This is a genomic window from Planococcus sp. SSTMD024, assembly GCF_041320495.1.
In the GTDB taxonomy this organism is placed as follows: Bacteria; Bacillota; Bacilli; order Bacillales_A; family Planococcaceae; genus Planococcus.
Map to the genome: position 1 here is coordinate 411,665 of NZ_JBGGNS010000023.1, position 21,157 is coordinate 432,821.

Annotated in this window: 21 protein-coding genes and 1 riboswitch; of the genes, 20 read left to right on the plus strand and 1 reads right to left on the minus strand. The window is 49.5% G+C overall.

Going from position 1 to position 21,157, the window contains the following annotated elements:
* Positions 1 to 5 precede the first annotated feature (5 nt).
* The 7 genes from AB9R92_RS16360 to AB9R92_RS16390 all read left to right on the plus strand — a co-directional run bounded on the left by AB9R92_RS16360 (position 6) and on the right by AB9R92_RS16390 (position 8,103).
* Positions 6 to 1,658, plus strand: a complete 1,653-nt coding sequence (locus AB9R92_RS16360) for a cytochrome c biogenesis ResB family protein (protein WP_370670486.1) — start codon at positions 6 to 8, stop codon at positions 1,656 to 1,658.
* On the plus strand, positions 1,655 to 2,839 hold the full coding sequence (gene ccsB / locus AB9R92_RS16365) for a c-type cytochrome biogenesis protein CcsB (RefSeq protein ID WP_370670487.1): 1,185 nt from the start codon (positions 1,655 to 1,657) through the stop codon (positions 2,837 to 2,839). Before AB9R92_RS16360 ends, ccsB begins: the two co-directional genes overlap by 4 nt.
* Before the next feature lie 101 nt (positions 2,840 to 2,940).
* Complete coding sequence (locus AB9R92_RS16370; protein WP_370670488.1) at positions 2,941 to 3,657, plus strand: response regulator transcription factor; 717 nt, start codon at positions 2,941 to 2,943, stop codon at positions 3,655 to 3,657.
* The gene (locus AB9R92_RS16375) at positions 3,650 to 5,428 is read left to right on the plus strand and encodes an ATP-binding protein (RefSeq protein ID WP_370670489.1); all 1,779 of its coding nucleotides are present in this window, start codon (positions 3,650 to 3,652) and stop codon (positions 5,426 to 5,428) included. Before AB9R92_RS16370 ends, AB9R92_RS16375 begins: the two co-directional genes overlap by 8 nt.
* Positions 5,429 to 5,474: 46 nt before the next feature.
* Positions 5,475 to 6,008 (plus strand): RNA polymerase sigma factor SigX, encoded by a 534-nt coding sequence (gene sigX, locus AB9R92_RS16380; protein ID WP_058380539.1) that lies wholly within the window; start codon positions 5,475 to 5,477, stop codon positions 6,006 to 6,008.
* Positions 5,998 to 7,167, plus strand: a complete 1,170-nt coding sequence (locus AB9R92_RS16385; RefSeq protein WP_370670490.1) for a hypothetical protein — start codon at positions 5,998 to 6,000, stop codon at positions 7,165 to 7,167. The genes sigX and AB9R92_RS16385 overlap by 11 nt, the downstream gene beginning before the upstream one ends.
* Positions 7,168 to 7,244: 77 nt before the next feature.
* Positions 7,245 to 7,380: riboswitch (FMN riboswitch) on the plus strand.
* Between the two features lie 141 nt (positions 7,381 to 7,521).
* On the plus strand, positions 7,522 to 8,103 hold the full coding sequence (locus tag AB9R92_RS16390) for an ECF transporter S component (RefSeq protein WP_370670491.1): 582 nt from the start codon (positions 7,522 to 7,524) through the stop codon (positions 8,101 to 8,103).
* A 57-nt stretch (positions 8,104 to 8,160) separates the two neighbouring features.
* Here AB9R92_RS16390 and AB9R92_RS16395 read toward each other — a convergent pair whose 3' ends face one another.
* On the minus strand, positions 8,161 to 8,412 hold the full coding sequence (locus AB9R92_RS16395) for a ferredoxin (RefSeq protein ID WP_068869317.1): 252 nt from the start codon (positions 8,410 to 8,412) through the stop codon (positions 8,161 to 8,163).
* Between the two features lie 106 nt (positions 8,413 to 8,518).
* Between AB9R92_RS16395 and AB9R92_RS16400 the strand changes: the two genes are divergently transcribed.
* The 13 genes from AB9R92_RS16400 to der all read left to right on the plus strand — a co-directional run bounded on the left by AB9R92_RS16400 (position 8,519) and on the right by der (position 21,144).
* Entirely contained in the window at positions 8,519 to 9,544 is a 1,026-nt protein-coding gene (locus AB9R92_RS16400; protein WP_370670492.1) for a YpbB family protein, read from the plus strand.
* Positions 9,541 to 10,968, plus strand: coding sequence for a RecQ family ATP-dependent DNA helicase (locus AB9R92_RS16405; protein ID WP_370670493.1), 1,428 nt, complete (start codon positions 9,541 to 9,543; stop codon positions 10,966 to 10,968). Before AB9R92_RS16400 ends, AB9R92_RS16405 begins: the two co-directional genes overlap by 4 nt.
* A gap of 80 nt (positions 10,969 to 11,048) precedes the next feature.
* Entirely contained in the window at positions 11,049 to 11,795 is a 747-nt protein-coding gene (locus AB9R92_RS16410) for a LysM peptidoglycan-binding domain-containing protein (RefSeq protein ID WP_370670494.1), read from the plus strand.
* 61 nt (positions 11,796 to 11,856) lie between these two features.
* The gene (locus AB9R92_RS16415; protein ID WP_370670495.1) at positions 11,857 to 12,486 is read left to right on the plus strand and encodes a CBS domain-containing protein; all 630 of its coding nucleotides are present in this window, start codon (positions 11,857 to 11,859) and stop codon (positions 12,484 to 12,486) included.
* A gap of 69 nt (positions 12,487 to 12,555) precedes the next feature.
* Positions 12,556 to 13,341 carry a metallophosphoesterase gene (locus AB9R92_RS16420; RefSeq protein WP_370670496.1) on the plus strand — a complete coding sequence of 262 codons (786 nt, stop codon included), beginning with the start codon at positions 12,556 to 12,558 and terminating at the stop codon, positions 13,339 to 13,341.
* A gap of 34 nt (positions 13,342 to 13,375) precedes the next feature.
* Positions 13,376 to 14,356, plus strand: a complete 981-nt coding sequence (locus AB9R92_RS16425; protein ID WP_370670497.1) for a YpdA family putative bacillithiol disulfide reductase — start codon at positions 13,376 to 13,378, stop codon at positions 14,354 to 14,356.
* Between the two features lie 21 nt (positions 14,357 to 14,377).
* Positions 14,378 to 15,349 (plus strand): asparaginase, encoded by a 972-nt coding sequence (locus AB9R92_RS16430; protein WP_370670498.1) that lies wholly within the window; start codon positions 14,378 to 14,380, stop codon positions 15,347 to 15,349.
* 34 nt (positions 15,350 to 15,383) lie between these two features.
* Positions 15,384 to 16,058 (plus strand): glutamic-type intramembrane protease PrsW, encoded by a 675-nt coding sequence (gene prsW, locus AB9R92_RS16435; protein WP_370670499.1) that lies wholly within the window; start codon positions 15,384 to 15,386, stop codon positions 16,056 to 16,058.
* 144 nt (positions 16,059 to 16,202) lie between these two features.
* Entirely contained in the window at positions 16,203 to 16,883 is a 681-nt protein-coding gene (gene cmk / locus AB9R92_RS16440; protein ID WP_370670500.1) for a (d)CMP kinase, read from the plus strand.
* A complete protein-coding gene (locus tag AB9R92_RS16445) occupies positions 16,880 to 17,470 on the plus strand; it encodes a lysophospholipid acyltransferase family protein (protein ID WP_370670501.1) in 591 nt (196 codons plus the stop codon). Before cmk ends, AB9R92_RS16445 begins: the two co-directional genes overlap by 4 nt.
* A gap of 68 nt (positions 17,471 to 17,538) precedes the next feature.
* Positions 17,539 to 18,684 (plus strand): 30S ribosomal protein S1, encoded by a 1,146-nt coding sequence (rpsA, locus tag AB9R92_RS16450; RefSeq protein ID WP_274844021.1) that lies wholly within the window; start codon positions 17,539 to 17,541, stop codon positions 18,682 to 18,684.
* Positions 18,685 to 19,740 (plus strand): type 2 isopentenyl-diphosphate Delta-isomerase, encoded by a 1,056-nt coding sequence (fni, locus tag AB9R92_RS16455; protein WP_370670502.1) that lies wholly within the window; start codon positions 18,685 to 18,687, stop codon positions 19,738 to 19,740.
* Between the two features lie 93 nt (positions 19,741 to 19,833).
* Positions 19,834 to 21,144 (plus strand): ribosome biogenesis GTPase Der, encoded by a 1,311-nt coding sequence (der, locus tag AB9R92_RS16460; RefSeq protein ID WP_370670503.1) that lies wholly within the window; start codon positions 19,834 to 19,836, stop codon positions 21,142 to 21,144.
* Positions 21,145 to 21,157: the final 13 nt, after the last annotated feature.

Consider the following 21,157-nt stretch of genomic DNA (forward strand, 5'->3'; position numbering starts at 1 on the left):
TTGGGATGGACAAATTGATTTGCAAATGCGGCCATGAAAACCCGCCAGGCACGGTTCTTTGTGAATCGTGCGGCCGGCCGCTCAATGAACAGGAACAAAACAAGCAATTGGCGGATATGCGCTATGAAGGAACAGCGAGACGTTCCCAGACGTATAACAAGTCGATCATCGACAAAATTTGGAATTTCTTTTCCAGCGTTAAAATTGGCGTCGGAATCATCATCGTGTTATTGATCGCTGCCGCACTCGGCACGATTTTGCCGCAAAAACAATATGTGCCCGCAGCAACGGATGCTGATATCGAAGCTTATTACACCGATATCTATGGAAGTGTGGGGACTGTTTACCACGCCCTTGGCTTTCATGATTTATACAATTCGTTCTGGTTTATCGGACTGGTCGGGATGCTTGCGATCTCGCTGATTATTGCGAGCCTCGACCGTTTTGTGCCGCTTTACAGATCATTGAAAAATCAGCGTGTGCTGCGGCATTCCAGTTTTATGCGCAAACAGCGCATCTTAGCGGAAGGGCCAGGAGATGCGGATACGCTCAAAAAAGCCGAAGAAAAATTGACCGATTTGAAATACAAGGTGTCGACCGATAAAAACGGCTTGCTTGCTGAAAAAGGCCGTTTTTCGCGCTGGGGCCCTTATGTTAACCACATCGGGCTCATCATCTTCCTGTTCGGCGTCATGCTGCGCATGATGCCCGGTTTCTATGTAGACGAAACGCTGTGGATCCGTGAAGGCGAAACGCGTGCAATCCCGGATGCGCCGGGATATGTCTTAGAAAGCAAAGGCTTTACACTGGAAACTTACACAGGTGAAGGCGAAGAAGAGAAATTCGGGGAAGCGATTGACCGTGTCGGAACGGTAGCGAAAAATTACCAAACGGATGTTGTTCTGTACAAAATTCCGGAAGGCGCATTGCCAGGCGATACAGCCGATATGGAAATGGTCGAAGAGCACGCCATCCGCGTTAACCAGCCATTCAAATTCGATGGCTACGCCTTGTACCAGATGGATTTTCAACAAGATGAGCTGAAAACGATGAGCTTCGCGCTGCAGAACAAGGAAACGGGTGAAAGCCGCGGAGATTTGACGATCGATTTAGTGAATCCGGAAACCAATTACGAGCTTGAAGACGGTTCTCTTGTCGAGCTGCTTGGCTATTATCCTGACTTCTCCGGTTTTGAAAACGGCGAACCGCAAACAGCGACACCGCTGCCGAAAAATCCGGGATTCCTCGTGAAAATGACAACTCCCGACACGCCGGACGGCGAGACGAGTTTTATCACCATCCAGAATACAGTCGAACCATTGGGCGACAACGATTACAAACTGGCCTTCCAGGGTGTCGAGACGCGGGATGCATCCGGCTTGACGGTTCGCAAAGACCGCACCTTGCCGATTCTTGGGCTTGGCGGTTTGATCTTCATGATCGGCGTGGCGCAAGGAATGTATTTCAACCACCGCCGCTTCTGGATCCAGCAGCAGGCGGATGGCAGCATTTTGCTTGCGGGCCACACGAATAAAAACTGGTTTGGACTGAAAAAAGATTTGGACCAGGTGACTGAACACGCTTCTCTTCCGGCATATCGCGACCAACAGGAAGATATGGAAGCACAGGAGAAAAGGGAAGGTGAACAATTGACATGACATTAGCCGACATCAGTTCCAATTTATTATACGTAGCCTTCATTGCCTATCTATTAGCGACATTCGTATTCGGTGGGGCCGTGAAAGGCAATAAAAAAGGCACCTACAGATCTGAACAGCGTTGGGGTAAAGTCGCGATCACCATTACGGTCATCGGCTTCCTTGCGCAATTAGGGTATTTCATCACACGGTGGATGGTCACGGGACACGCACCGATCAGTAATATGTTCGAATTCACGACCGCATTCGGAATGACGCTTGTTGGCGGATTTATTATTCTTTATGCATTGTATAAAACCGCAGTACTCGGAATGATCGTTTTGCCAATCGCATTATTGATCATCGCTTACGCAAGCATGTTCCCGAGTGAAGTAAGCCCGTTGATTCCGGCTCTTCAGACGAATTGGCTGGCAATCCACGTCATCACGGTCGTCATTGCGGAAGGGATTCTTGCGATCAGTGCGGCGGCCGGCTTGATTTATTTGCTCAAAGTCGTCGACCAAAAGAAAAAGTCGAAGCAGCGCTTTTGGCTTGAAGCCATCATGTATTCGCTCGTCTTGGTGCTGGGCTTTGTCGTCACGAGTACATTCTTTACCTTGACGAATTATGAAGCGGATTTCGCTTATGTTAACAAAGACGAACAACCCTCGGAAATCACTTACAATATGCCGGCGATTTTCGGAATGAACGAATTCGAGCCAATGACAGACGGAGCGTTCATGCCGCTACTGGAAATGCCGCCGATCGTCCATGCCGGAAAACTGACGACCGTGTTTTGGTCGGTCATGGTCGGAACGGTGCTGTATGCGTTGATCCGGCTCATTTTCCGCAAACGCATTTCCGCTATGTTGCAGCCGTTTACTAAAAACGTCAATCTGCAGCTGATGGATGAGATCAATTACCGCTCGATCATCATCGGCTTCCCGATCTTTTCGCTCGGCGCATTGATCTTTGCCATGATCTGGGCGCAAATCGCCTGGTCGCGCTTCTGGGGCTGGGACCCGAAAGAAGTTTGGGCTCTTGTTACGTTCTTATTTTACGCAGCGTATTTGCACTTGCGGCTCGGGCGAGGCTGGGCAGGCGAAAAGTCTGCTTGGCTTGCGGTCATCGGTTTTGTCATCATCATGTTCAACTTGGTGGCAGTCAACTTGATTATCGCCGGACTGCATTCGTACGCTTGATGAAAAAAGCCTTTTCCTTTCCTGGAAAAGGCTTTTCGTTTATTTTTGGGACCCTTATCGGTACAATGAAAGGTATAGAGATGAAAGTTGGAGGGATTAGGATGTCTGAAGAAATTACAATTCTTGTAGTGGATGATGAAGAGAGGATCCGCCGCTTGTTGAAGATGTATCTCGAGCGTGAAGGATATATGGTAGAGGAAGCCGAAAACGGCGTAGAGGCTATGGAAAAGGCGATGGAGACGGATTACCATTGCATCCTGCTCGACCTCATGATGCCGGAAAAAGACGGCATCGAAGTGGCGACTGAACTTCGGGAGTCGAAAATGACGCCGATCATCATGCTGACGGCTAAAGGGGAGGAAGCAAACCGTGTGGAAGGGTTCGAATCCGGAGCGGATGATTATATCGTCAAGCCGTTCAGCCCGCGGGAAGTTGTGCTGCGCGTTAAAGCGATTCTGCGCCGGTCGTCTGCTTATTCGCCATCGACAAGTTCGACCGTTTCAAAAGACTTGGTCGTCTTTCCGCACCTGACGATCGACCACGATGCGCACCGCGTGACAGCAGACGGCGTCGAGGTGAATTTGACACCGAAAGAATATGAACTTTTATATTTCTTGGCAAAATCCCCGGATAAAGTGTTCGACCGGGAGCATTTGCTCAAAGAAGTATGGCATTATGACTTTTTCGGCGATTTGCGCACCGTGGATACCCATGTCAAACGCTTGCGGGAGAAATTGAACCGCGTCTCCGAATCGGCCGCTAAGATGATCGTCACCGTATGGGGTGTCGGGTACAAATTCGAGGTCGGCAATGAATAGAATATGGAATAGCATCGTCGGGAAGCTGTGGGTAACCATTTTGCTTCTCGTTTCCTTTGTCTTGTTTATTGTGACGGTGCTGCTGTTGGAGTTTCTCGGGAATTTCCATAGCGAGACGGTAGAAGAAGCCCTTCATAATGAAGCCAATATGATTGCGAGGATTTTCAATGATCATGGCAATGAAGACAATTTGTCCATCGTCGACGAGGTGTTAGGGCCTGAAACCAATGCCGTCATTGCCGAAGAACCGGGAGAGATCTCTTATTATTTGCATGATGGCTTAAATGGCGAGGCAATCAGGGAAAAGATCGTCAGCGAAAACGAGTTTCAAAAAGTGTTTGAAAGCGATGAAACCGTAACAAAAGAAATGCTTTTGCCGTCATTGTCGGAAGCGGACCGGATGGAATCATACATCGTCATGGCCTCGCCTCTTCAAACAAGCGATGAGCTTCACGGGACGGTATTCATTTACCAATCATTGGAAGTTATGGACCGCACCGCTGAAAGGACAACCAATATCGTTTTCCTGTCCGCGTTTATTGCGTTATTATTGACCACGTTTTTTGCATTTTTCCTGTCGACCCGTATTACTTCCCCGCTGCGTAATATGCGCGAAGGGGCATTTGAATTGGCAAAAGGGAATTTTGATACGAAAGTAAAAGTTTCTTCTGGAGATGAAATTGGCCAATTGGCAATTGCCTTTAACCAGATGGGGCGCCAGCTAAAACATCACCTCGAAGTGATCAATCAGGAAAAAGAGCAATTATCGAGCATCTTGACTTCGATGGCGGATGCCGTGATTACGTTTAACCAGGACAAGACAATCCTGTTGAGCAATCCGCCGGCAGAGAAGCTGCTGCGGCAATGGCTCTTCAAAGACGGCACGGCCGAGGCCAATGCGTTGCCATCGGAAATGCTCCATATGCTCGACCATGTGCTGACGTTCCAGGAGGAAATCGAAGAAGAGCTGGAAATCGAAGGCGCCTATTATGCGGTCAACTTCAGCCCGCTTTACAGCGGGGAAAGTGTGCGCGGAGCGGTGGCTGTGCTCCATAACATGACTGAACAGCACCGTCTTGAGAAGCTGCGCGAAGATTTCATCGCCAATGTATCCCATGAATTGCGGACGCCGATCGCCATGCTGCAGGGCTATAGCGAAGCCTTGCTCGATGACGTCGGCGCAAGCGAAGAAGAACGCAACGAAATGACCAAGATCATCTATGAAGAATCCCAGCGCATGGGCCGCCTCGTCACAGACCTATTGAACTTGGCGCGACTGGAGTCCGGCCATATGCGGCTGTACAAAGAATTGGTGCAGTTCAATAATGCCATCGAGCGGATGAGCTTGAAATTCAGCCAAGCCGCGAAAGAGAAAGACATCGAACTGAGCTTCACGACCGAACTCGATGACTGGGCGGCCGCCGAATTGGATGAAGACCGCATCGAGCAGGTCATGACGAATTTGATCGATAACGCACTTCGCCACACGCCGCAGGGAGGGCAAGTGCATGTGCATGTCGAAAATATGGAAGACTACGCAAAAGTTTCAATTAACGATACCGGGGCCGGAATTTCAGAGGAAGACCTGGAGTTCGTCTTTGAGCGCTTCTATAAAGCCGATAAAGCCAGGACGCTCGGCAAAGGCGGCACAGGGCTCGGCCTCGCGATTGCCAGCAATATCATCAAAGCACATTCGGGAGAAATCCGTGCCGAAAGCAAATTCGGCGAAGGCACTTCGTTCATCTTCACATTGCCCCTGAAGGCGATGTAACTTTTCTGTTGTCGTGACGACTAATCCAAGGAACGGGGGGAGTTGCGTGAATGACTCCGTGTTTCATAGGCTGTACGATCAATACCATCAGGATGTCTTTCAGTTTTTGGTGTATTTAGTGAAGGACCGGCATGTGGCGGAAGACCTGATGCACGAAGTTTATGTGAGGGTGCTGCGCGCGTATGACCGGTTCCAGGGAAAGAGTTCGGAAAAGACCTGGCTCTTTTCGATCGCCAAAAACGTCGCCATCGACCATTTCCGCAAGACGGCAGTGAGGAAAAAGCATTCGATGGATTTCTTCGACTGGGAAACCCAGCAATTGGTTTCAACTGAACGAATACCGGAAGAAGTTTCATTGCTCAATGAGGACAAGATCCGCTTGTACCAAATGCTTGATTTGTGTACAGGCGACCAGAAGCTCGTCATCATCATGCGTTATTTCCAAGATCTCTCCATTGCGGAAACGGCTGAAGTCCTGGAGTGGTCGGAAGGCAAAGTCAAAACGACACAGCACCGGGCAATCCGGTCCCTCCGCCAAAAATTACTAGAAGCAGAAGGGGGAGGAGAATATGCCGAATGACAAATGGAACGATGAAGAAATCGAAAATTTGTTGCGGGATTTCCCCAAAATACAAGACAGGCGGCCCAAAGCCGAAGTGTATAAAAAGCTTTCCCAAAAAGAGCGAACGCCAAAGCAGCCGAAGCGCTGGCTGCCTTTACTGGTTGCCATCGTCGCATTCTTCAGCATATCGGTGCTCGTCGTCTCATTGCTGCAGCAGAATGGAACCGATTCAAGCAGCAGCGAGAGTGAAAGCAGCGATGCGGAGTCGACGGTGACGACAGAGGAGGCGCAAACGGATCAAGCGGAAGGGGCTACACAACAGTCTGACGGGGCAGCGAGTTTGGCTACGGAAGACCCGGAAGTGCAGCGGAGCGCAGTTTATGAAAGCGAGTTGGAAGATGAGCATATTTTACGCATGGGGCTGGCTTACCATGGCTATGTGGTTCCGATAAGTTTCGTCATTCCAAAACAGCTGGCTGATACGCCGGAGCCGACTGCGCTAGAATTATATGAAACGTTCGCCGGGCAAATCGATGAATCCGGATTGGGGTTTGATGAGTACCACCCTTATGAAGGTGAGCTCCAGCAAACTGGTTCGGCAATCAGCCATTTCCTGCCGGACGGCCATTCCTACGATCAAGGTTCGGCTTCCACTTTGCTGTACCTATCCAGCCTGGAAGAAACATTTATGGATCAGCAGGAAATCCATGTATTGAACGAAGAAGGCGAGGCTGCGCAATTATCCCATATAGGGACAGTGGAACCGTTCGTCCCCGGGGAGCAGGGGCAAAGTTTTTATTTGCTTGCCGCCTCAACGGGTGACTGGCATTTGGCTCCGGCTTATGGGATGTCGCCGGAAAATGTGGAAGATGCGCTAATGGCGCTTCAGCAATCGCCGAACGACGATTACCGTTCGCCGGTTCCGGAAGAGATCAATTACCGCGTTGAGATGGACGGGGCGAACGCTACAGTGGTATTTGAAGAGCCGTTGGACTTAGAGGCGCTCGATGGAGTAGAAGCGATGCAAATGATCGAAAGCATGGCGCTCACGGCACAATCCTACGGTTCATCGCTGACCGTATCCAATACGGTGCAAGCGGAATGGGCCGATTTCGATTTCGCTCGTGAACTGGAATTGCCGGTTTCCCCCAACCGCCTCGACTGGCCAGAAAATTAAAAAGATGGCAATGTAAGCAGTATGGTTTACATTGCTGTCTTTTTTTTATAAAATTGACTTGTATAAAAAAAATATCGATTCATCTTCGGGGCAGGGTGCAATTCCCTACCGGCGGTAATTGGACACAATGGTCCATCAGCCCGCGAGCCGTAAAAAGCAGGATTTGGTGAGATTCCAAAGCCGACAGTATAGTCTGGATGGGAGAAGGTGAAGGTACGGACGCATGCCGTTTTAAAGGCGGACCGTTTATTTCAGTGTGCCTGACTCTCCCTTAAGTGAACCTTGCTTAAGGGATTTTTTTGGCAATGCGCTCCGAACCTTTCTTCTGGTGAATCACGACAAGGAGAGAGGAACATGAAGAACAAGAAATTGCAATCGATGATCGTCATCGGTATGCTGAGCAGCATCTCATTTGTGTTGATGCTATTCAATTTTCCGCTGCCGGCATTGCCAGCATTTTTGAAAGTGGATTTCAGTGACGTGCCAGCACTAATTGCGGCGATTACGATGGGGCCTGTAGCAGGTGTCTTGGTCGCATTCTTTAAAAACGTATTGGACTGGATTTTTTCAGGTAGCCCGACTGGCGTGCCTGTAGGGCATATGGCGAATTTTGCGACGAGCCTGTTGTTCATTTTGCCGGTCTACGCCATTTACCGTAAAGTTTCCACAAAAAAGGGAATCGCATTCGGTTTGGTAATCGGGACATTCTCAATGGCAATCGGCATGAGCTTGCTGAATTATTTCGTCTTTTTGCCGATGTACACGTATTTCCTGAATATGCCTGAACAGACAGGCAGCGCATTGTACACGACCATTGTTCTCGGGATCCTGCCGTTCAACTTGATCAAAGGCCTGGCGCTTACGACCGTCGTCTTATTGATCTTCGGCAGCATGCATACGTGGATTGAAAAACAACGCTCCTATTATTTATCATAAAAAGAAGCGGCTGGAAGATGATTCTTCCGGCCGCTTTTTCTATTGACCAAGTTTTGGTCAGTCTTCGTATTTTAGTGGATCTCCTTCAAATGGCTCGTCTGCCACTTTGATGGAGTCGGTCGGGCATCCTTCAAATGCGTCTTCCATATCCTCCATCAGCTCATCTGGCACTTGTTCAGTCCCCGTGTTATCATCAAGAATAACGAAGGCGATGCCCTCGTCATCATAATCGTAAATGTCGGGTGCCGCTGCTCCGCAAGCACCGCATGCGATACACGTATCTTTATCAACAATGGTATATTTAGCCATTCCAGTTCCTCTCCTTTATCTCCGAACAAGTTCAGTTATACTATCGTGTTTATTCTATAGATATTTCATGATTTTTTCAACCCAAAACCGCCAGGAGGGTAATTCAGTGCGATTCGATGAAGTCGTTTTAACGATCATGAAAGCGGTAGACGGTCAACGGACCGTTTCTTCCCCTTATCATTTAATTAAAGGAAAGAAATCAGGGCAAACGATTCAGGACATCGGCTATTTCGGCCTGCATCCTTTTTTTGCCGTGCTCCCTAAGCTGGACAAGCAAGATTATCTATCGTCTATTGAAAGGCTGCAGGCACAAGGCTTGTTGATACCGGATGAAAACAGCGTCCAGCTCCATCGCTCCGCATTTGATTTGGAAATTCCGCCTACACCCTTGAACGGTTGGAAGTACAGGGGCAACGAAAGCCGGTTCTTTGCACGCCTATCATTAGTGGTGCAGACGATGTCCAGTTTTATGCAAGGCCACAAACGCTTTGATCCAGTCGTCACCGATGAAACGGTGCAGACATGGGCCAAGGCTTATTTGAAGCGCATCGATTTTCGTTCAGCCGGAGTCCAGGAAGCTTTTAAAAACCAAATTGAAACCAGCTTGGCTTTAGCAAAAACAACCGAAGCGCATAAAGGCATCCTGATGGAGCGGTTGTCGGGTTATGGAGTCAGCGGGCTCACCTGGGATCAATTGGCCATGAAATACGATATGTTGCCGATAGATGTGAAAATTGCGGCTGTCGAAGCATTGCATGCTTGGCTGGAAGTGCTCGAAAGCATGGAATATCCAATGCTAGCGGGTATGCTTGAAGGCATCATCCAGCAATCCGCTTTGACGGAATCGGCGAAACGAACGCAAAAATTGTCCGAACGCGGGTTTTCACTAAAGCAGATTGCCGAGCTCAGGCAGCTGAAAACGAGTACAATCGAGGATCATTTTGTAGAGATGGCCATGAACGATCCGGCGTTCAGTGTTTCACCGTTTATGGATGAGCGATTATTCGAGTCAATCCATCACATCAGCAAAGAGTTGAAGTCGATGCGCCTGCGGGATATTAAAGAGCGTTTGCCGGAAGCCAGTTACTTCCAAATTCGCCTCGCGCTGGCGATGAGAGGAGGCATCACATGAATCTTGAAAAGCTATTATACGACGCTTACGGCTACACGGAATTTCGCCCTGGGCAAAAACAAGTGATCGAACAAGTGCTGTCCGGGCGCGACGTTTTAGCATTGCTGCCGACCGGCATGGGGAAATCGCTATGTTATCAGCTCCCTGGGAAAGCCTTGCCGGGCGCCGTCGTCATCGTCTCACCGCTTTTATCATTGATGCAAGACCAAGTTGCCCAATTGAAAAAGATGGGGGAAAAATCGGTCATTGCCATCAATTCATTTATGAAACCGGAAGATCGTGAAAAGGCCTGGAACACGCTCGATGCTTATAAATTTATCTTCGTGGCTCCCGAAATGCTTGTCCAGCCGTATGTGCTCGGGAAGTTGAAAGCACTTGGCATTTCGCTGCTCGTTGCGGATGAAGCGCATTGCATTTCCCAATGGGGCTTCGATTTCCGCCCGGATTATTTGCGCATTGCAGAGGTTCTGCCAAAGCTTGGAAATCCGCAAACTTTGGCGCTGACCGCAACCGCGACCGATAAAGTGACAGATGAAATCAAGCATTATTTAAAATTGAGCGACCCATTCGTCTATTCTCATCCGATGGACCGGAAGAACATTAGCTACGATATCCGGAAATTTGAAACCGATCACGAGAAGCTGGAGGCGCTGATGAACTTGGTGGCAGAATATGGCGGGCCAGGGATCATTTATGCGGGAACGCGGCGGAAATCGCAGGAATTGGCGGAGCGGCTTCTCTCGCTCGGGATCGGGGCGGCATTTTACCACGGCGGGATGGAACAGCAGGACCGCATTTTCGTCCAGCAGCAATTTGCCAACAAGGAACTCGAGTGGGTATGTGCGACCAATGCGTTCGGCATGGGGGTCCATATTCCCGACATCCGCCACGTCATCCATTTCCAATTGCCTTCTTCTATAGAAGGATATGTTCAGGAAGTCGGTCGCGCCGGCCGGGATTCTTTGCCGTCACTTGCGACTTTATTGTATGCTGCGGGCGATGAGCGGCTCGTGGAAAGTTTGATCATGGATGATTTGCCAGAACGCCACGAAATCGAGCTGATCTATGAGCGCGGCGAAGAGGCGAAGCAATTGATTGAGCAGGGGATGATGAGGGAAACGGCGTATCGGATCATTTCCTATTGGCGCGAACGCCTTCCGCTAGAAGGCACATTGAACCAGATTGAACGATTGAAAATAGAAAAACAACGGCAAGTTGCATCAGTTCGTGGGCTGGTCCATTCAAAAGGCTGCATCCGGCAATACATCAGCATGAGTTTCGACCAGGAAAACCCCGGCATACCGCCTAATTGCTGCAGTTTCCATGGAATCGACTATAGCCTGTTCAAAGGCAATCGAAGCGAACTGAAAGCATCTCCACACGGGTCTTGGAAAGAGCGCTTGAAGGTCCTTCTTCCTATATGAAAATCTCTATTTCTATTATTTACAAATAAGCCTTTTTTCGTCATAATAGATATATTAGTACAGATAGGGGTAGTCGTGAAATGGGAAACGATAATTATCATGAATCAATGGAAAAGAATCGCCAGGAATTGTCGCATGAACGCATGGCAGAATTGACGAGGCGCGCACGCCAAATGCCCAAGCCGAAAAGCAGGGGTTTATTATTGCCTTCTTTGTTTTTCATCTTTATCTTGATTCCGGTCACTTTGTTGATCTATGTTGCGTTTTACTATGAACCGGATGACACGCTAACTGCCAAAACGAACGAAAATGAAGTCAGCTTCGAATTGAATTCCCAGCCGCCTTCTGACAGTACGGTACTCGCCGCTGCAGATGACCAAGAGAAAGACGAAGAAGAAAAGAAAAGCGCCAAAGCAAAAGAAGCGCAAGAACAAAAACAATTAAAAGAAAAAGCGCGTGAACGCGAGGAAAAGGCAGCTGCCAAAGCGAAGGAGAAAGAGCAGGCAGCTGCGGAACAGCAAGCACAGAAAAAAGCCCAGGAAACAGCGCTGGCAGAACAAAAAGCGCGTGAAGAAGCGGAAGCAAAAGCAAAAGCCGAAGCCGAACAACGTGCGAAAGCTGAAGAAAAAGAACAGCAAGAAGAGCAGGAGGAAACCCCGACTGCAGGCGGGAAGACAGTGACTGTCCAATCGAGCGAAACGCTTTATCGCATTGCCGTTAATAATTACGGAGCGAGCGGTGCTGCTGCCGCTGTTGAGAAAATCAAGCAGGCCAATGGATTGGCATCCAACGATATCAGCCCTGGACAAACATTGATTTTGCCTTAAAGCGAGATTAAATGCCTCGGGTAAGGAAAAAGATAGAAAGAATCTAAAAAGAGGTGAGCAAATGTTTGTCAAAAGCGCATTAGTGAAAAAAGAGAAATGCATTACAGTAAAACCGGAAGATACAATGGAAAAAGGGCTCGAGCTATTGGAACAGCATTCCGTGGATGCGCTGCCTGTTGTCGAAGGCGACAAGTTCAAAGGGATCTTCACTTGGTATCATGCATACCGCGCGTTTTTCTATTCGAACGCCCGGAAAGATGACTTTGTCCGTTCGACAAAAGTGAAAGATATCATGGTCAACCAAGATGTTTACTTGAATATCGATGATGTGTATGAGAAGGCTTTGGTTGAACTGCGCGATTTCCCGATCATCGCTGTTGTCGATGAAGGAAAATTCCTTGGAATCGTCACTCGCTTTGACGTCGTCAACCAATTGCAAAGTGCGTTCGGCATGCAGCAATCCGGTTTCCGCATCACTTTCACATCGGTTGAGTCGGAAGGGCGCATCGGGCGTCTCGGGGAAATCATCGAGAAGTACAAAGAATCGGTCGTTTCCCTTGTCACGTTTGACGAGACGGACAAAGTGGTGCGCCGCATCGTCCTGAAGGTCAAGAAAAAGAACAATATCGATAAATTCACGAAGGAACTGGAAAAATCCGGCTTCCGAATTCTGGACATTACGGAAGATTGAATAGCGGCTTGAACAGGAAAACATAAGCGCAGCTTATGTTTTTTTGTTGCTTCGGAAAGGATGAACATGATGAAATGGATTTTACGGATCGGCATAGCCGGCTTGGCACTACTGGCGTGGATGTTTCGCTCCGCCCACAGCGAACACAAAGAGACTGCGGTTATCCGCTTGTCGGGAGAGGCTGAGTTTTCTCCTTTTAAACTGTTGTTCATTTCCGACGTTCACCGGCGCAAGCTTCGTCCCGATATGTTCAGCGATCAAGTGGACCTCGTCGTCATCGGCGGGGATTTTGTCGAACGGGGGGTTCCGGATCAGCGCATCCGTGAAAACTTGCGGGTGTTGAGTAAACTTGCACCGGTGTATTATGTGTTCGGAAACAACGACAGGGAAATCGGCGAAGAGCGATTAAGGGCCTTGCTCGAAGAACAAAGCGCCATTATCCTTGACGATGAATCGGTTGAATTGTTCGGCAATGCTAAGCTTAAATTAACTGGAATCGATTATTTCGCTTTTCGGGAACACAGCGTGGAAACTGCTTTTTGCACTGTCGAGAAAGGCGATTCCGTCATCTTCATTTCCCATACGCCTTTTGTCTTTCAGCATGTAAAGCAATTTTACCCCGTCAGCTTGATGATGGCCGGCCATACGCACGGCGGCCAGATCAGGCTGGGGCCGTTCGGGATATTCGACCGGGGTTCTTTGGTTGCTTCAGATGGCATTACCGAACTCATCAGCAACGGCTTCGGCACGACGACTTTGCCGCTCCGGCTTGGCGCAAAAGCGCAATACCATGTGCTTGAAATTCAGCCTGCACCGGGGAGGAAGCATTTGGCACAAAGCTCCTCAATCGGATAAGATGAATATGGACATTAATACAGGAGTGGTTGAAATGGAACATGCAGATGTCATCATCGTAGGAGGCGGTCCGTGTGGTTTATCGGCCGCCATCGAAATACAGAGAATGGGCCTGCACCCCGTCATTCTCGAAAAAGGCAATATCGTCAACGCCATCTATCATTACCCGACGCATCAAACCTTTTTCAGCAGCAGCGAGAAACTAGCGATAGGCGATGTGCCCTTCATCACCGAAGACCGCAAGCCGAAGCGCAATCAAGCGCTTGTCTATTACCGGGAAGTGGTGAAACGGCACGCGCTGGATGTGCGCGCGTTCGAAACGGCTTTATCGATTGAACCGTCGGACGGTTTTCTCGTTAAAACGAACAAAAACGACTACCAGGCGAAATATGTGGTGGTGGCAACCGGCTATTACGACCATCCGAACAAGCTCGCAGTACCGGGCGCTGACTTGCCGAAAGTGATGCATTATTTCAAGGAAGGGCATCCTTATTTCGATCGCGACGTATTGGTGATCGGCGGGAAGAATTCAGCAGTGGACGCAGCGCTGGAATTGCATAAAGCCGGCAGCCGGGTGACGGTGTCCTATCACGGCACAAGCTATTCGAAAAGTGTCAAGCCGTGGATTTTGCCGGAATTCGACGGCCTTGTCCGCCAAGGCGAAATCACCATGCTGTTCGATTCGATCGTCGATGAGATCCGTGAAGGCGAAGTCGAATTGACCGTGAACGACACGAAAGAAACTTTCGCGAATGATTTTGTCTTCGCCATGATCGGCTATCATCCGGACCACCAGTTCCTCCGGCAGATGGGGATCGGCATCGATGCAGCAAGCGGCAGGCCATCCTTCAATGAAGAAACGATGGAGACCAATGTCGAGGATTTGTTTATCGCAGGCGTCATCGCGGCCGGAAACAATGCCAATGAAATCTTTATCGAGAATGGCCGCTTCCATGGCCAGCAAATCGCAGCAGCGATTGCGAAAAAACAAGCACTGAGAAGTTCAATAGACTAGATTATCCAAAAGAGGTGCATCATGAAAAAGAAAGTATCGTTAATTACGACAGGGGGCACCATTGCAAGCAAAGCCATTTCAGACGATGGCTTGCTGAAATCAGGCGCCATTTCGGGAAAAGATTTAGCGAAGCTTTGCCAATTGCCATCCGAAATCGAAGTGAAAGTGATCGATGTCTATCAATTGCCAAGCATGCATATCGGCTTTGCCGAAATGAACATTGTCAAGGAAGCGATTTTGAAAGAATTGGAAGATCCGGAAGTGGAGGGTGTCGTTATTACGCATGGCACGGATACATTGGAAGAGACGGCTTATTTCCTGGATTTGACTGTCGGCGATGAACGGACAGTCGTGGTGACAGGAAGCCAGCGTGCCCCAGAAGCGGTCGGGACAGATGTCTACTCTAATTTGCGCAACTCGATTTACGTTGCTGTCGACCCGGTGATCAAAGGCGTTGGGACGGTTGTCGTTTTCAATGAGCGGATCTACAGCGCGAAATATGTCAAAAAAGTGCATGCCAGCAATTTGCAGGGCTTCGACTCATTCGGCCACGGCTATTTGGGCATCATCGATAACGATAAGGTCCGCATCTACCAAAAGCCGGTACTGCGTGAAGTGCATCGCGTGCCCGGCGGCATGCCGCGCGTCGATATCGTCAAATGCTACTCGGGCCAGGAAGGTTCGATTGTCGATATGCTGGCTAAAAGCGGATCGAAAGGCATCGTCTTGGAAGCGGCTGGCCGCGGGCAGATTTCCCCGCATATGGTGGAAGCGGTCGAACGTGCCGTGACATCCGGCATTCCGGTCGTGTTGACGACGAGCGCCGAAGAAGGCAATGCCTATCCGGCTTACAGCTATCCCGGAAGCGCGCACGATTTGCTGATGCGCGGCGTCATTTTAGGCAGCGATTACGACAGCAAAAAAGCGCGCATCAAATTGGCGATCCTGCTGTCGGGCAATGAAGCGATTGACAGGGAAGCGTTTGAAATTTAACAGCACCGGCTGAATGGAATGGAGGAGGGCGTCTATGTTAGAGCTGTTGACGGTAGCGATTGCGCCCGGGCTCGCATTGTTCAGTTATTTTTATTTGCGCGATCAATTTGCAGGAGAACCGTCGAAATTGATTTTTCATTGCTTTTTATACGGCGCTCTTCTCACATTCCCGATTCTTTTTATCCAGTATGTGTTTGAAGCCGAGAATGTATTCCAGAATGCCTTCATGAAATCCGTCTTGTTTTCGAGTTTATTGGAAGAGTTTTTCAAGTGGATCGTCCTGCTGGCGGCAGTATTCCGCCATATCGATTTCGAAGACCCATATGATGGGATTTTATACGGCGCGAGTTTGTCGCTTGGGTTCGCCACAGTCGAAAATATTCTATATCTTCTTGAATTCGGGCTTGGCGCAGCTTTCCTGAGGGCGTTTCTTCCGGTTTCAAGCCATGCTTTATTCGGTGTGGTCATGGGCTTTTACTTCGGAAAAGCAAAATTCAGCAAAAAAAAGGAAAGTAAATGGTGGCTGGCGGCAGCTTTAGTTGCAGCGTCGCTCTTGCACATCGCTTATAACGCGTCACTTTATGCCTACGATAATCTATTGTACGGCGCTGTCCCGTTCATGCTGTTCTTGTGGTGGTTCGGTTTGCGGAAAGTTCGCCAGGCCCACCAATTATCGGTCAGCCATTACCATAAGCACACCCCGAATTGATTACAACAAAAGCCTTCCGCTGCGGGGCTTTTTTTCTTTGCGCTGCTTGGGCCTTCAAACTATTCGTCGAGCGTTTTGATTTTGCCCGAAACCTTTGGCGTATTGTGATAAAATGAAATCATTACATAAGATGAGGTGACAGTTTTGACGAAAGTTATACAAATCGCGATCGACGGGCCGGCAGCTGCGGGCAAGAGCACGATCGCTAAAATAGTGGCGGAAAAATTAGGCTATATTTATATCGATACTGGCGCGATGTACCGCGCGATCACGCTGAAGGCGTTGAACGCAGGCATCAATTTGGCGAGCAATGAAGAAGCCGGCGCTTTGCTTGAGGCGACCGAAATCGATTTGATCCCAGTTGAAGGCGGTCAGAAAGTACTGCTCGACGGACAAGACGTGTCAGATGCGATCCGTTCCCAGTATGTGACGAAAGCGGTGTCGGAAATGGCCGCCCACGAACTGGTCAGAAAGCGTATGGTCGAGCTTCAGCAAAAGCTGGCGGAAGACCGCGGCGTCGTCATGGATGGCCGCGATATCGGCACGCATGTCTTGCCGGCCGCTGCACTTAAAGTGTTTATGTCCGCTACAGTCGAAGAACGTGCAAGGCGCCGTTTTGAAGAAAATAAAAAGCGCGATATCCTAACGCCGCTTGTCGAGTTGCAGGAGGAAATCGCCAAGCGCGACAAGATGGATTCCGAACGTGAAGTGGCACCTTTGCGGCAAGCGCAGGATGCCGTGTTTTTGGATACGACTCCTTTGACGATCGCAGAAGCAGCGGAAGCCATCTTGAAACTGGCGGAAGAGAGGCTGGTGGCATCATGAATTTGTATGCAGTAGGAAAAACACTCGTGAAAACGGCGCTGAGCCCGCTGTACCGCTTCCAGGTCAGCGGTACTGAGAAATTCCCGAAAACGGGCGGCGTGCTTCTTTGCAGCAACCACATCCATGCGCTTGATCCGCCAGTGGTCGGCATGACAGCGCCGAGAACGGTCCATTTCATGGCAAAAGAGGAATTGTTCAAAGCGCCGGTGCTCGGTTCGATCCTGCCGAAAGTCAACGCCTTTCCGGTAAAACGCGGCATGAGCGACAGGGAAGCCTTGCGGGCGGCGTTGAAACTGCTGAAAGGCGGCGAAGTCGTCGGGCTGTTTCCGGAAGGCACGCGTTCGACTGATGGCGTACTAAAAAAAGGCTTGAGCGGTGCCGGGTTCTTCGCCCTTCGCGGCAATGCAGATGTCATGCCGTGCGCCATCATCGGTCCGTATAAGCCGTTCGGGAAAGTGAAAGTGGTCTACGGCGACCCGATCTTGATGGATCCTTATCGTGAACGCAAAGCTTCCGCAGAAGAAGTGACAGAAGCCATCATGGCCAGTATTCAAAAAATTCTGGATGAAAACGCCGAAAATAAGTGATTATTTTTGTTTTTATTAGAGAATTCGAATAAAATAGAAGATGGATAGTTTGTGAAGGAGGGCTACTTATGTCAGAGGATATGAATTTGATGGAAAACCGTGACTTCCAAACAGGAGATCGCGTAAAAGGAATAGTCGCCAAAATCGAGGAAAAAGCGGTAACGGTGACAATTGACGGAGCGCCGTTCGACGGGATCATCCCGATCAGCGAGTTATCGAGCCTCCACATCGAAAAAGCTTCAGACTCGGTCCAAGAAGGTGACGAGCTTGAATTGATCATCACCAAAGTGGAAGACGAGAACTTTGTGTTGTCGAAACGCAAAGTCGATGCCGAATCCGCTTGGGACGATCTCGAGAAGAAATTCGAATCCGGTGAAATTATCGAAGCGGAAGTGAAGGATGTCGTCAAAGGCGGTCTGGTTATCGACCTTGGCGTACGCGGTTTCGTGCCGGCTTCACTCGTGGAAGATTATTTCGTCGAATCTTTTGAGGATTACAAAGGCCGCGTCATGACCTTTAAGATTGTCGAGATGGAAAAAGAGAACAATCGCTTGATCCTATCCCACCGCGCTGTCGTGGAAGGGGAAAAAGAATCCAAGAAAGAACAAGTGATGGATTCAATCAATGCAGGGGACGTGCTTGACGGCAAAGTCCAGCGCATCGCATCATTCGGCGCATTCGTCGATATAGGCGGAGTGGACGGGCTTGTGCATATTTCCCAATTATCACACGAGCATGTCGACAAAGTGTCGGACGTCGTGACGGAAGGCCAGGAAGTGAAAGTCAAAGTGCTTTCTGTTGACCGTGACTCTGAACGCATCTCGCTGTCGATCAAAGATACTTTGCCTGGCCCATGGGATGCCATCGATGAAAAGGCGCCAAAAGGTTCTGTCCACAAAGGAACAGTGAAGCGCCTTGTCAGCTACGGCGCATTTGTTGAAGTGCTTCCGGGAGTGGAAGGTCTTGTGCACATATCCCAAATCGCGCATAAGCATATCGCTACGCCTCATGAAGTGCTGCAAGAAGGCCAGGAAGTTGAAGTGAAAGTACTGGAAGTCAATAAAGAAGACAAGCGTTTGTCACTCAGCATCAAAGAGCTTCAGGAAAAAGAAGCGGAACAGGATTTCTCACAATACGATATGCCGGAAGAAGCATCCGGATTCTCGATTAGTGATGTCATTGGAGATAAATTAAAAGGGTTCAAATCCGAATAAATGTCACGGGCAAAAAGAAAGATGGATCATATCAATTATGCACTGTCCACCGGGCAATGCCGGGCTACTTGGCTCGACTGCGTCCGTTTTGTCCATCAGGCGCTGCCGGGAATCGGCGTCGCTGATGTGTCGTTGGAACCCAAAACAGGTGATTTGAACCTAAAATCACCTGTTTTTATTAATGCCATGACCGGAGGCGGCGGTTCTGAGACCTTGCAGCTGAATGCCATGCTTGCACGTGCTGCAAAAGAAACAGGAATTGCCATGGCGGTCGGTTCACAAATGGCCGCATTAAAAGACAAAAATGAACGCGAGAGCTATCAAATTGTCCGGAAAGAAAATCCGGACGGGACGATCTTTGGCAATCTTGGAAGTGAAGCGACTGTTGAGCAGGCACTTGAAGCGGTCGAAATGATCGAAGCGGATGCGCTGCAAATTCATTTAAATGTCGTCCAGGAATTGACGATGCCAGAAGGCGACCGGCAGTTCCGCGGGGCGCTTGAACGCATTGGCATGATTGCTGAAGCACTTGATGTGCCGGTCATCGTTAAAGAAACCGGCTTCGGCATTTCACTGGAAACTGCTGGGGCGCTTAACAAGACTCAAGTTGCGGCAATCGATGCGAGCGGCTTTGGCGGCACCAATTTTGCCAGCATCGAAAATGAACGCAGAAAACGCAAACTGGCTTATTTTGAAGACTGGGGCATCCCGACGGCTGCCGCAATCGTCGAATGCCGACAGGGCTTCAACCGCACCGTGTTGGCCTCAGGTGGCCTTCAGGACGCCGGTGACGTGGTCCGGGCGTTTCGTCTCGGCGCAGGTGCTGCAGGGATTGCAGGCAGTTTCCTGAAGCACGCAGTCAGCCTTGGGGAAGCCGGCCTGATCGAAGAGATCAATGGGCTGCACGAAGATTTGCGCATGCTCATGACCGCACTCGGGGCACGTACAATTGAAGATATCCGCTCCGCCCCCGCCGTTATCGATGGGGAGTTACTTTCCTATCTGCAGCAGAGAGGCTTTGAGACCGAACATTTTGCAGTTCCTTTGAAAAACTGAATATTGGACAATTTAAGGGGATGGACATTATTCAGATGCCATCCTCTTTTTCGTGTATAATAGGCTTATCAGAAGTGGAAGGATGAATTAATTATGTCAAAACCGGTAGTAGCAATTGTTGGCCGGCCGAATGTAGGGAAATCCACGATTTTTAATCGCGTGGTCGGAGAACGTGTCTCCATCGTGGAAGATATTCCAGGGGTCACGCGTGACCGCATCTACAGTTCGGCAGATTGGCTGACGCACGAATTCAATATCATCGATACAGGAGGCATCGACCTTAGCGACGAGCCGTTCCTCGAACAAATCCGCAGCCAGGCAGAAGTGGCGATGGATGAAGCGGATGTCATCATCTTTCTTGTCAACGGGCGGGATGGAGTGACGGAACAGGACGAGCAAGTAGCAAGGATCCTGTACCGCACGAAAAAACCAGTGGTGCTGGCTGTCAATAAAATTGACAATCCAGATATGCGCCACATGATCTACGATTTCTATTCACTTGGAATCGGCGAACCTTACCCGGTTTCCGGATCGCACGGGCTTGGCCTTGGCGATCTGTTGGATGAAGTGGCGAAACACTTCCCGAAAGAGGACGAAGAAGAGTATCCGGACAATGTCATCAAGTTTTCATTGATCGGGCGTCCAAACGTTGGGAAATCTTCATTGGTCAACGCCTTCCTCGGCGAAGAGCGCGTCATCGTCAGTGAAGTGGCAGGAACGACACGCGACGCCGTGGATACGCAGTATGAATACGATGAGCAGCCTTATGTCATCATCGACACGGCAGGCATGCGCAAAAAAGGGAAAGTATATGAAAGCACCGAAAAATACAGCGTGCTCCGCGCTTTGCGCGCGATTGAACGTTCAGATGTTGTTTTGGTCGTCTTGAATGCCGAAGAAGGCATTCAGGAACAAGACAAGAAGATTGCGGGTTATGCCCATGAGGCAGGAAAAGCGGTAATTATTGTCGTCAATAAATGGGATGCCCTGAAAAAAGACGACAAGACTATGAATAAATTCACACAGCAAATCCGCGAGCATTTCCTGTTCCTTGATTATGCCCCGATCATTTTCGTTTCTGCACTCAGCGGGCAGCGGGTGCACAACATCCTTGAGATCATCAACCGCGTCAATGACAATCATTCGCGCCGCATTCAGTCAAGTATTCTCAATGAAGTGATTGAAGATGCAGTAGCGATGAATCCGGCTCCTTCCGATAAAGGGCGCCGTCTGCGGCTTTATTATGTGACGCAAGTGGCAGTCAAACCGCCGACTTTCGTCGTGTTCGTCAACGAACCGGAATTGATGCACTTCAGCTACGAGCGTTTTCTGCAGAACCGCATCCGGGAAAGTTTTGATTTCGAAGGCACGCCGCTGCGGTTGATTACGCGCGCACGTACTTAAATTCAATCAGCAG